The organism is Vibrio sp. YT-15 (genome assembly GCF_033337445.1).
In the GTDB taxonomy this organism is placed as follows: domain Bacteria; phylum Pseudomonadota; class Gammaproteobacteria; order Enterobacterales; family Vibrionaceae; genus Vibrio; species Vibrio alginolyticus.
Map to the genome: position 1 here is coordinate 560,554 of NZ_JAWOQR010000002.1, position 12,835 is coordinate 573,388.

The window sequence follows — 12,835 nt, forward strand, 5'->3', positions numbered from 1 at the left end:
TAACAACTAAGTAGTAGCTGAAAATTATAGCTGCCCTATAGGCAACTGAGCAATTAACAAGGTCACTGAATTTTTATTGTTACTCAGCGAAGTATCCTTCTTATGTAGACATGTTAAACGTATTAGCAAAACTCAGTCATGAGGCAGAGCAACAGGGAACAGACTCAATTGACGCTGGCACATAATGGGGCATAAGTGTGCCAGCAGTGATAGTTCTGGCACATCTCTGGACAATAACGACGTAGAGTAGATACCCTATAGCCCCGCTCTCAGATAACTTCTCGAATCCCAAAATGACAAAGAGACCACCGTTAATGGAGGTGGTCAATTTGCAAGGAATTGGACATAAGCTGCATCCCCCGAATTACGATGTCAGATTCATTTTATGCAGATTTTTACGAAGAACATGCAAAGCATGGTTTATCCCTGGAACACATTTGCCCCCAAATTGCTTAAAGTGGGAAACTCCTTCGGTTAGTAACAAGATCTTCAACCAACATAATCTAAACCAAATATTGAAGAGTTTTGAGTCGTCACTTAAGCAAATAGTGGATTGAGTCGATTTCGGGCCATAAAGCTAGTAGACCACCCAAATGGGTTTTAATGCGGTAACGTGGTAACTCGTATTGAGATGTCCTTTGGTTGCTCAAGAGAATTAGTCGGAACTCATAAGGCGCTGTATTTTAAATGAATTTAAAATATATGATACCATGACATTATCAAACTATAACCATATAACCTTGATTCAAAAGGAAATTCTATGATTAACTATCTCAATACGTTGTTTGCAGATTTCAGGTTGTATAGCCTTTTTGGGGATGATGACAATTTCACCGTAACCCAACTATGGGTGTTGGAGATCGAAAGGGAAAGTTCGAGCGAGCTGCGCTTCCTATATGCTCGAACACTACCAAGTACCTATCAATCGGACACTTGGCAAGGTAGCGTTAGTACCAAAACACAACTCTATAATAATTGCTCAGTCAAGACTCATACCTTGACACTTCATACCTCTACCAAGAAATTAAAAGTTTTCCTTGAACACTTCATCAACGGAGCACCGCTCCAGAAAGCCAGCCAACTCGCCGAAGTCAATATCAGCGACAAATTAGCCAATACAGTAGGTGTGAATACATTTGGTGAGAGTCCCCTCATTCGCTCTGTAATGCATCTGCCGACACGCGATTATTATCAATTCCAGACCAGTCGGTTAAGCCCAACTAGTTATTGTAGTGTTGACAGCGGCGCAATTTCTCCAGAGGACAAACTAAAGATATTCAGTGTCCCTGAGGGATGTGACATGATGATTGCCGAAGCTGCGTGCCAAGCATTAGATGCTGATACTGGCTTAGATTTCTCCAAAACGGATTCCTGGAGAATTAGTGACTTCGAGTTCATTTGCGCTCCAGGACTAAATGCCGCAGAGCGGTGTAAGTATGATATATCCTTGAAAGGCAAGCAGTCGTCTCTGACACTATTCGAATCATTAACTCGAGAACCCTCGGATTTATTAGTTATTATCAAAGCTTACAGTGAGGGTAGCATTCAGTCCTCTTACATTACCAACCTCAGCAAGAGCTCTTCTTACCCACTCCATCACCAGTTTGAACTTAAAGTGTTTCAAAACCAATCTAGCACAGCTTATACAATGGAAATCTATGCACTTGGACCTAACGGAGAACATTCATCCCTCCTGCTTCAAACGGGCAACCATTTCATGCGCCAAATGAATTACAATTTACAGCTTGTTGAACCTATCAGGGCATACGAGCAATTCTCATGGTTGGACAAGAAAGTACCGAAAAGAGAAAAGGTCAAATTGGAAGCAGCCAAGCAGGTTGGGCGTGCTATTCGCCCCTCTCGATCACAGATGAGCGATTATACAGCTGATCCATGGGTTCCACTTAATCAGCTCATCCAAGATAGAGTCAGGCAGCTATGCCCCAATAAATCCGACGGTCGGTTCTTTCCCACTCTCAACAATAGCAACGGTATGAGCCGTCTTGAGTTAAAGGACTGGCTCAAGAGCATCTTCGAACAACATCACGACGCGAAAATCGCTTGGATCGATCCGTATATGGAGGACGTCGGTATTGAGCTTCTCAACAGGTTGGGTACAGCTAGCGCTGATTACTTGATCATTACGACGGAGAAAACGTCTAATGATGATAGTACAAAAGAATCCGGCCAGCCCACCCGAGTTGACAATCTTCTGGCAAGATGTTCGGGCTGGAACAATGGCTATTTTGGAAGCGTTCATCTCAAGGTACTCGCAGTGCCAGAGAGTAAACTCCATGATCGCATGATCCTTATTCGCTCCGCCAATGGTCAGCCTTTATCAGGGTATCATCTTTCAAATTCAGTTCAGAGGGCCAGCGAAAACCACCCTCTGCTAGTGACCCCAATTCCTCTGGACGTGGTTCCACATGTATTTGAGTATGTTGATCAGATTATCCAAAACACACTCCATAGAGACGATAAGACGCCGCCTCCAGCAAGGATAATTTTCAATTCTACCGATATTAAGCCACGTGATGAAGAAAAGCCCAAGGGGTTGAGCCACAATTCTTCATTCGCTGAACCACAATGCGCCGGTAGTGTTATAGCTTGGTGGCTCGACGACGAACAGCTCTCAGATTTTTCCGGTTCCGAACTCATGGAGAAGATGAGTACTAAAGGATACGTTAAGGATGGACAACTAGATCCTGAGCACTTTGACGCTCTTCCGGCCAAATTCTGGAAGGAAGGGCTACCAATGGCAGATTTCCACTCAGCCTGGGATGCCCTTGGTTGTGTGATAGCAAACTCCCCAGCTAATCGCTATTCCGGTAGCCTCTACAATAAGGAGCAGTCGGTATTATCCGAACAAGTGAAGCTTGCACTGTTGGAGCACATCTCCCCCTCCAGAGCAAACGCGCTGCAACCACGCCTCACAAATAAACAACTTGATATTGAACACTACCGTTCTCAGGGACTTATAGAACTATTGCTTTCAAAATGTGACCCGTTTAGTACATTCACATACTCACCCGTAGATACCTCATATAGCGACTACTTCTCTATACAGCTCCTATGGTCGGAAGCTCCAAAGCAGTTTGTATCTTGGTTAAATACAATACTCTCTAAACCAATCAAGCAACCTCGCTCCCATGCGCTTGTGGTTGAAGCCCTTAAGCATATTTGTTTGGTTGTTAGCTTCGACAAGCATCAAGAGCAAATTGATGCACTGTTGCAGAGTAATGTGAGTGTCATAACCTGGATAGGACTTCATGCACTTGCAAAAAACATTAATGGAGGCGATTGGGGGATTGAAGCACTCTCGAAAATTGAGCATATCACACCTTCCGCTGTTCGACGTACCATCCAGTGTTGGCTGATCAACGAAGCTAACTACTTCAATTCGGATATTAAACCACAACTCATCGCTTCGTTAACTCAATCGTTGGAGGCACCTCTCAAAGACAATGAGCTCAAGGATATTCTTCTGCCCGTTCGTAATCACAATGGCAGACTGCACCATTTCAAACCATGGATTCTTGAATCCATGCTTGTTCCTATGCTGGAACAAAGAATAATAGACATTACTCAAGTTGCTCATCAGTGGTTGACAGAGCTGATTAACCAATGGCAAACGGCGCTCAAGAATAACCGCCTCGATTTCATGCTTGAAACAGACGGTGCGTTCACAGATGAGCTGGCTGTGTTGACCAAATACCTAAGCCCTGACGTTCGAGAGAAAATTTTCAGCAAACTCCAGAAGGTTTTTAATACGCTGGCTCGAACTATCAGGAGACCGATGAGCGCTCAAATAAGCTGGAACTCATACAGTAATGCGCATCGAGTTAACCTATGGCTCTATGCATTCGCTAATAGGATGGCAGAGTTGCTACCTGATAAGCCATCACCTTTGAATGAGCTTTTGTTGGAAAGCAAAGAAATTATAGAACGAATTTCCCCATCTACTTGGGACATTTTTTCAATCAACAAACTCTCTATTTACGCAATGGATGATCCCAAACATATTAGGTCACATAACCTTCACCAAATTATTAAGAACACACTCACCACGCACTAACTCCTGTTTGTTTAGTAGTAAATTGGGCCACTTGAGTTGATTGTAGTGGCCACCCTAAAATGATCGCGATATAAAGGCTTCCCACATTTTTCTTATCCGTGTAGAAGGTCTGTTGTTTTGCTTCTAACGTAAAATTATCTAGTTTTTAGGTATGCTTTTCTGTGGTCTCGCATAACTATGCACACGAAAATGACTCGTTGAGAACACCGTTTTTGAACTTTTTTGGGAGATTCCTTTCATCCCCCTGCACTACCAACCATGAGTACAAGTACTGCTATTCCCATGGCACGATTCGCTACTGAGTAATAGCGTTAACAAGGAATGGGGCATAAGTGTGCCAGCAGTGATAGTTCTGGCACATCTCTGGACATTTACGTTTTAGAAATATTGCTAAATTAGCAAAGTTTGAATTACTAAAAGTATGGAAAAAGTCTCTTACGAGAGTCTTCAATATCACTGGATCAGAGCAGGTCGTGTCGTCACGCTTTATGACCAGTATTTGAGTACAAAAACTATAACTCACCCAAGAGCTATCAGCACTTTCTTGATAAGTTTCAATCTCTGCAACTCCAAGGCTGCACGCCTATCATTATCCCCGACGCTGGCTTTAGAAATACATGGTTCAGGCAAGTCGCCAACAAATGTTGGTTCTGGCTTGGAGATGTATGTGGTGAAGTATCGATTAAGTGTAATGAGGGCTCTTGACAATGGAATAAAACGTTTTATCCCCAAGCAACAGATAAGTCGCTATTTTTAGGAGGAAACCAACTTGCTAAGCGCTCACCGCTTCAGCACTTTGCTTACTTATACAAAAGTCGCCCCAAAGGCAGAAAAGCCCATCGCCATAGTCGAACCTGCCAAAAACACTCGGCAGGAAAAGTGTTCTATAAAGGAGTGAAAGAACCTTGGCTTCTGGTGACCAACATTCCCATCATGTGCTTAACGGCATTCATATCACCCGTTTGTACGCAAAAATAATGCAAATTGAAGAGTCGTTCCGAGATTTAAAAAGTCCAGCCTACGGGTTGGCGCTACGTCATAACCGGACACGTTGCACCAAACGCATAGATATCTTGTTGCTCATGGCATTGATGACCGAAATCATCATGTGGGGGTAATTTCGAGGGGATCCGCCAGAGCCTTGTTAAGATGTGAGGTACGTAATATTAATGCTACGGCTTATCACTCCAACAACTAAACTCTACGCGAAGGCAAAGCTGTACGCGTTTTAATTCACTCTTAAACGACTTTACATGCGTATTTTTCCAACTGCGAGTACTAAACTTTTTGTACGATCACGTTGGGTTAAATATAAGATTTCTACGGCGTAAAATGGACTTGTTTTTCTTGCAAGGACCAACTCATTTAAGAATGAACCCATAAATCTTTACCCAATAAAGGCACTACAATACTAACTTAGATTCACACCTTCTATATCCAATTGTAATACAACATTCGCATAACGCCGCTTTTTAGGGAGGTGGCAACATTATATTAGTTACCATACTACCGATCATCTCCAAAATATATCAGAAGCATTCATGCACATCGTCTTGTGCACTTAGAGCAATCCAACTATATTACCTCATCACAGTAAAGAGGACATTTATGTGTCGATGCCAAGCCTGTTTCTAAGAATACAAGATCCATCACTTAAAAATGCCATCGCTTCTTGCCAGGAACTGAACAAATTTCGTCTGCATGACATCAATGCCGCAGACCAATGGATTGAAGATTTCCTACAACTCAAACCGGAAGTTGCGATTGTTGAAGCCACCCACTTTACTAGCGCAGATTACCAGCGCCTTTCTAATATCGAAGACATCTACGATATGGACTTGATCATCATTAGCTCTGGTGCTCCAAACGAAAATTTGGATAAGCTGATGAACTTAGGTGCAATTTTTCACTATAGAAAACCCGTCGATATTGCTATTTTGACGGACACCCTAGGCGAAGTCAGCCAGTACTATCAGCAAAAACAAGATCAAGGACGTAAAGTGTCCACTAGCGATCTCGACCAATTTGGCCTTTTGGTGGGTTCCTCATCACCAATGCATCAGCTCTATCGCATGATCCGACGCGTCGCAAAAACAGAAGCTAACGTCCTCATTGTCGGAGAAAGTGGCTCAGGTAAAGAGTTAGTGGCACAGACCATCCATTTAGCCAGCGATCGTAAGCAACAACCCTTTATCGCGATTAACTGTGGTGCGATTAGTCCAGAGTTGGTCGATAGTGAACTGTTTGGCCATGAAAAAGGCGCTTTTACCGGAGCGAATAAAACTCACCAAGGTGTATTTAAACAGGCAGAAGGCGGCACGCTGTTTTTAGATGAAATCACCGAGATGCCTATCGAGCATCAAGTGAAGTTATTGCGGGTGCTAGAAACCGGAGAGTATCGCCCAGTTGGCAGTAATACGGTTCATATCGCTAATACTCGCATCGTTGCTGCTACAAACCGTGATCCTAAAATCGCCATTGAGGAGCAGTTCCTGCGTGAAGATCTGTTTTTCCGGTTATCGCATTTCCCATTAACGATACCGCCACTGCGAGAACGAGGCGGTGATATCGTCGGTCTGGCCAAGCACTTTATTGCGCACCGCAACGCCAATGAGGCAAAAACCAAAACGATTCTTGACTCTGCGATCCAAAAAATCGCTGTACACAATTGGCCAGGTAATGTCCGTGAGCTCAAACACACGATCGAGCGCGCCTTTATTTTGGCTGATGACACTATCAGAGATGAACACCTGATCTTCGACACACCACCATTGGAAACAGGCACCAGCATCGAAGACCTTGTTCCGGCGGGCGTCTCGCTAGAGGAGATCGAGAAAGCTGCCATTATCAATACCCTTGAAGAGAATCAAGGCAATAAAACGGAATCAGCGCAGGAGTTAGGCATTAGCGTGAAAACACTCTATAACAAACTCGAAAAGTATCAAGACGAGTAATTTACTGTGAGCAAGTTATGAAACACCTACCATTGTATTGTTATGGTAGGTGTCGAACTAAGACGACACTTCAGCAATTTAAAAGTTTAAAAGGGTCTGTAGAGCGTTTGAGTACTATTTATCAATCGTTAACCCGAAAAAATAGAAATTCCAGTAACGTTGCTCGTAGCCAACAGCAATCATAGGCTTAGTGACTTTTTATTGCCCCTCGAGTGTTGGATGCCACTTAGTCATCGGGGGAATAAGGCTTTCCTATTACCTAGATAAGCAACCTAAAATTAGGCGGCGGTAGGCATTCAAAACCTGGCGATGCAATCAAATAACCTTGAACTAAATCGATATCCAAGGACTGGAGAAATGTCATTTCTTCTAGAGTTTCTACTCCTTCAGCCAATACGGAAACTCCAAGCTGCTGAAACATACTGACGCAGTTTTTAACAATAATTTGACGACTAACAGAAGAGTTAATGTCACGAATTAACCCCATATCAAGCTTAGCAACATTGGGTTGAAGGTCTGCTAATAAACTTAAACCGGAATGACCAGCACCAAAGTCATCAATGGCGGTTAAAAAACCAAGCTTTTGATAGTACTCGACAATATTTTTCAGATGTTGAGTATCTTTTATTCGCTCTCCCTCTGTAAACTCGAACATAATTTTGCTAGTTGGGAAGTTATATTTTTTAGCTAAACGCAACGTAGTTGCTAAACAGCGCTCTGGCTCATAGACTGCATTGGGTAAAAAGTTGATGCTTAAGACAGAGTCTAAACCCAACTCTGCGGCTAATTGTATCGCTTTGGATCTACACTGCTGATCAAAGCTGTATTTATTCTCTGCATTCACTTGAGACAAGACAGAATAAGCAGATTCATTTGTCACCCCTCTAACCAAAGCCTCATAACCAAAGACTTGTTGCCTTTTTAGGTCCCAAATAGGCTGAAAAGACATGCTGAAATCACTAAATTTTACTTTTCGACATGTACAATAATCACATTTAGCTTTGGGCTTTATATCCATCTCTTGAACCATATCCCTTTAAACCTTCACGATTTTAACGCCCTTTTTGGGTAAACTAAGGGTAATATATCAGCCTATGACGTTAACTACGGTACATTGAGATCTCATAATTGGTTTTTAATAAAAATACTTCTCCACTAATTTCGTATAACTTCATTTCAATTCCTTGTATATTAAGCTTTGTGATCAATAACTAAAAATTATAACGACGTATCTGATTAAGCCGGTTGGAAAGTACTTCTGTAGAAGTTAAGTTAGATAACCCCGACTTTGCTACAGTTATTTTCAAACTATGTCAAAGTCTACGCTTCTTGTTTGTATCGCTCTTTTTTACCTTCCTTTACCTCTACCTTAGCCTTAAACCTCAAGGCTAAGGTAGAGGCCTAAAAATTTATTTAGTGCGGTATTCAGTACTAAGAGGAAGACAGAATCGGCGTGGTCAATGTTCGACTATCCCTTCCTCATCCCCCCCCTAAAGCTCAGAGAGTTACGGTTGCAAGCCCGCTAGTCACTTATTTTTTAATCATAAAACCGTGGTCACTAATGATAAGACTGCTCAGACCATGGCGACTTGTTTTCGCGCAACCTATTGAAGAAACGAAACCACCCATAAAACCAAACAAGAAAATATAAAAAAAGAACATAGTTGCATATAATTTAATAATCAATTATGTTGATTTACATATAATAATTACAAAGGTCAGTTAAATTTTGACGATAACTTTATTGACTCAACGGGCAAGTACACTCCATTGGTATCATTGGCTTGTACTTTTTTTGTCAGCCGTGCTCACTCTTACCGCTTGGGCGGTAACCTCGAGTCAGGTGGAACAAAAAGCAAAAACTCAATTTGAGTTTCAAGCCCATCAGTTGGTCGAACTCGTACAAGAGCGGATGTCGAAATATGAGGAGGCACTGCTCGCAGGAGTGTCAGCCTTACATATGTATCAAGCGCCTGCCTCAAGAGCAGACTGGAAAATTTTTGCTGACCAGTTTGATGTCCCTCGACACTTTCCAGGCATCAACGGTATTGGTGTTATTCACTACGTTCCTGATAACAAAATAAAGCGGTATTTAGAATGGCAAAGAAAGCAACTGTCTGAATATGTGCCGCATCCTGCTCGAACTGCTTCCGAATATTGGCCTATTACCTACATTGAACCAATACAAAATAACCTAAAGGCCGTGGGACTAGACATGGCACATGAAAACAACCGATACACCGCAGCCAAAAACGCCAGATTAACAAATACAGCCACCATCACTGCTCCAATTACCTTAGTTCAAGACTCAGAAAAGGCGCCGGGTTTTCTGTTTTATGCCCCCTGGTTTTCTGATGAAGTTCCTGAGTACTACGGAGATACAAAAGATGGTTTCTTAGGTTTAGTTTACGCCCCATTTATTGTAAATAAATTGATGAACGGGACTCTCTCTGGAGAGAAACGACTCGTGAATTTCAGTCTCTATGATAATCAAGAATTACTGTACAGTGATCTTAATGTATCAAACATGCGCCATCATTCAGATCCGCACTTTACACAAACTCTAGAGTTGAATATATACGGTAGAGTTTGGACCTTCGTTATTCAAAGTTCGCCGTTGTTTGAAGCGCAGCAAAATACCACTCAACCTCTGCTTATTCTTATCTTCGGTATTATTGTGGATGTCTTGTTATTTATCCTATTTCTCATGTTGGTTCGTGAAAAAGATCGAGTCGATGAGTATGCAAAGCATTTAACCAAAGATTTGCAATTGCGCACAGACAAGTTAGAAACGGTCACAAAAGACCTTCAAGTCAGAAATCAAGCATTGCAAGAGGCAAATAGAGAACTTGATCAGTTCGCCTATGTCGCCTCTCATGATCTGAAAGCCCCTTTACGCGGCATTTCCCAGCTAGTGACTTGGTTAATCGAGGAATTATCGGAGTTTTTAACCCCTCAAACAGAACAATATGCGTCTTTGCTGAGCAACCGCGTGCAGAGGTTGGAAAAACTGTTGGATGATTTACTCGCTTACTCTCGTGTGGGGCGTAAGCCTGGCCAGCTAGGGAGATTTAATCTCGAGCAATATTGTGAAGAGACATTAGAACTGATTTCTCCCCAACGTAAGCTCTCTTTGGTTTGCCACAACCATATCGGAGAGTTTGAGACATTAACGACACCTCTTGAATTAATACTTCGTAATTTAATCAGCAACGCCGTCAAACATCACCACAAGGAAATAGGAACCATTTATGTCTCAGGAGAGGATATCGGAGACATGTATCAGTTTGTGGTTGAAGATGATGGACCAGGGATCCCAGAACAATTCAGGGAGAGAGTGTTTGAATTGTTTCATACCTTACAACCGAGAGACACTGTTGAGGGAAGTGGTTTAGGTCTTTCTATTATTAAGAAAGTTCTGGATTTATACTCATGCCATTATTCTATTGACTCTAGCTCACTCGGAGGATGTGCTTTTCGTTTCTCATGGCCTAAAAATAACCCCGTACTCGTTAAGGAAGACTCATGACATCCCCTGAATGTAAACCTGTTAATATTCTCTTAGTGGAAGACGATGATATTGATGCAATGGGCATCGAGCGAGCACTCAACACTTTGAAGTTACTTAACCCTATTTACCGAGCTAGAGATGGAATAGAAGCCTTAGAATGCTTGCGAAATGGGGAAATACCTCCCCCTTGTATTGTGCTTCTCGATTTAAACATGCCTCGAATGAATGGACTTGAATTTCTTGGTGAAGTGAGAAGAGATGATGAGCTCTGCTCTCTAGTGATTTTTGTGCTAACCACCTCGAGAAGAGATGAAGAAATTACGGCAGCGTATGAAAAAAATATCGCAGGTTACATGGTCAAATCTTCGGTGAGCCAGGACTTTAATGAAGTTCTTGCTTTTTTAGATAACTACTGGCGCATCGTAGAATTACCAGTTCAATGACTCATGGCGGCAGCATATGAAAGTATTAATTATTGATGACGATACCATCGATAGACTTGCAATTAAGAAAACATTGCATAGTACAGATTTGCCTATCTCGATAATAGAAGAAGCGCAAACTGCTCATGAAGGGTTAGACAAAGCCCTTAAACAATCTTTTGATGTGATTTTACTGGACTATCAACTGCCACCATCAACGGGGATGGAAGTGCTCATTGCACTCAAATCAAATTCGGATTTTTCCACGTCTATTATTATGCTCAGCCATAGTAATGACGAAGAGTTGGCTTTGAAATGTATTGAGATGGGTGCTCAAGACTTCGTGATGAAAAATGAAATTTCTTCGATCCGCTTGAGAAGAGCGATTATCATCGCAACAGAGCGCTACTTTTTAGAGCAAAAGGTACTCGAGACTCACACTCAGCTAAAACAACTGGCTGAGACTGATACGTTAACAGGGGTATTTAATCGACACTTTTTTGATGAGCGCTTAAAGAAATTTTTACTCATGGCTTCACGCAGTCAAACACCTTTAGCGCTCTTGCTCATCGATGTGGATCGTTTTAAAGACATCAATGACCAATATGGACATATCACGGGAGATCATGTTTTACAGGAAGTAGCACAAAGACTTCAATACAACACTCGAGATAGTGATTCTCTATTTCGTATAGGAGGTGACGAGTTTGCAGTGATTGCAACTAACTTAGCGTCTGAAGAGCAGGTTGACTTAATTGTACGACGTATACTCTCTGCGTTTGAAAGTAATTTCAACATTGACCAGCAATGTATTGAGGTTTCAATTAGCATCGGGGTAGCCAGTTATCCTGAGTGTGCATCAAACTCATTAGAGTTGAGAAAGTGTTCAGATATCGCGCTATACAGGGCAAAAGAGAAAGGTCGAAAACAGGCACAGTACTATTCTAAAGCCTTTCATGATACGGTTGATCAACGTTTACGCATTGAAAGTAACCTTAAGCAAGCCATACAAAAAGAGGAATTCGAATTACATTATCAACCTCAATTTGACAAATCAATGCGACTTGTTGGCGCCGAAGCGTTGATTCGTTGGTATCATCCAGATCTAGGCTTCGTCCCACCAGACGTATTTATTCCAATTGCAGAAGAGTCTGGGCTCATTGAGAATATTGGTGAATGGGTGATTGAAACGGCGATTAGGCAAATGTCGATATGGCGAACAGCATGCTTCTTTCCTGAGTCTTTTACGTTAGCAGTGAACCTTTCTCCGAAACAACTATCCGCTCCTCAACTGGTCGAAAGGGTTGCTGCATTTTTGCATTTGTATGGAGTCGGTGCATCTCACATTGAGTTTGAAATTACTGAAAACTGTTTACTCCCGAAAGGCAACGCTTCGAAAACGTTAAACGAGCTCAGTCGGTTAGGTATTCAAATCGCCATTGATGATTTTGGTACTGGCTATTCATCCTTATCTCATCTCAAATATTTTCCAATCGATATTATCAAAATTGATCGCAGCTTTTTAAAGGATATCGAAGTTCACACTTCTCGGCAGTTGTTTGAAGCCATCTGTGCATTTGCACGCTCACTTAACTATGAGATTATTGCTGAGGGAATAGAAACTCCTGAGCAACACAGAGCTTGTAACTCTATGAATGTGTCAAGAGTTCAAGGATTTAAATACTCCAAACCACTTACCGTAGAGAGCTTTGAAAAGAGGTATTTACTCAAAGTTTGGAGAGAGGGGGGTAGGAAAAGAGATCCGCACCGTCAGTTTTGGACACCGAGTTAAGTGAGTTGGACCTCCACCGATCTCCTAGACAAATTTCGCCTATTCTTGGAATTTACCCCCGTAATACCCCCGTAATACAAC

The 12,835-nt window shown here is 42.0% G+C and carries 6 protein-coding genes and 1 pseudogene; 6 read left to right on the forward strand and 1 reads right to left on the reverse strand.

The features are described 5' to 3' along the window. Positions 1-760 precede the first annotated feature (760 nt). The 3 genes and pseudogenes from R7D93_RS06725 to R7D93_RS06735 all read left to right on the forward strand — a co-directional run bounded on the left by R7D93_RS06725 (position 761) and on the right by R7D93_RS06735 (position 7,029). Positions 761-4,075, forward strand: a complete 3,315-nt coding sequence (locus R7D93_RS06725; protein WP_213869194.1) for a VPA1262 family protein — start codon at positions 761-763, stop codon at positions 4,073-4,075. A 469-nt stretch (positions 4,076-4,544) separates the two neighbouring features. Further along, positions 4,545-5,187, forward strand: a pseudogene (locus tag R7D93_RS06730) (IS4 family transposase); the annotation flags it as partial. A 498-nt stretch (positions 5,188-5,685) separates the two neighbouring features. Then, the gene (locus R7D93_RS06735) at positions 5,686-7,029 is read left to right on the forward strand and encodes a sigma-54 interaction domain-containing protein (protein WP_054868429.1); all 1,344 of its coding nucleotides are present in this window, start codon (positions 5,686-5,688) and stop codon (positions 7,027-7,029) included. A gap of 259 nt (positions 7,030-7,288) precedes the next feature. Here the strand turns inward: R7D93_RS06735 and R7D93_RS06740 are convergent, their stop codons facing one another. Next, positions 7,289-8,047 (reverse strand): EAL domain-containing protein, encoded by a 759-nt coding sequence (locus R7D93_RS06740; RefSeq protein WP_225496979.1) that lies wholly within the window; start codon positions 8,045-8,047, stop codon positions 7,289-7,291. Between the two features lie 825 nt (positions 8,048-8,872). Here R7D93_RS06740 and R7D93_RS06745 point away from each other — a divergent pair. The 3 genes from R7D93_RS06745 to R7D93_RS06755 are packed head-to-tail and all read left to right on the forward strand — an operon-like array spanning position 8,873 to position 12,754. Continuing rightward, a complete protein-coding gene (locus R7D93_RS06745; RefSeq protein WP_225496960.1) occupies positions 8,873-10,558 on the forward strand; it encodes a CHASE domain-containing protein in 1,686 nt (561 codons plus the stop codon). Next, positions 10,555-10,983 (forward strand): response regulator, encoded by a 429-nt coding sequence (locus R7D93_RS06750; RefSeq protein ID WP_025590354.1) that lies wholly within the window; start codon positions 10,555-10,557, stop codon positions 10,981-10,983. Before R7D93_RS06745 ends, R7D93_RS06750 begins: the two co-directional genes overlap by 4 nt. Positions 10,984-10,999: 16 nt before the next feature. Beyond that, a complete protein-coding gene (locus tag R7D93_RS06755) occupies positions 11,000-12,754 on the forward strand; it encodes a GGDEF domain-containing response regulator (protein WP_222712537.1) in 1,755 nt (584 codons plus the stop codon). Positions 12,755-12,835 lie beyond the last annotated feature (81 nt).

Coding starts and splice junctions, on each gene's coding strand:
- R7D93_RS06725 (WP_213869194.1), top strand. CDS start 761: ATGATTAACTATCTCAATACGTTGTTTGCAGATTTCAGGTTGTATAGC.
- R7D93_RS06740 (WP_225496979.1), bottom strand. CDS start 8,047: ATGGATATAAAGCCCAAAGCTAAATGTGATTATTGTACATGTCGAAAA.
- R7D93_RS06750 (WP_025590354.1), top strand. CDS start 10,555: ATGACATCCCCTGAATGTAAACCTGTTAATATTCTCTTAGTGGAAGAC.
- R7D93_RS06755 (WP_222712537.1), top strand. CDS start 11,000: ATGAAAGTATTAATTATTGATGACGATACCATCGATAGACTTGCAATT.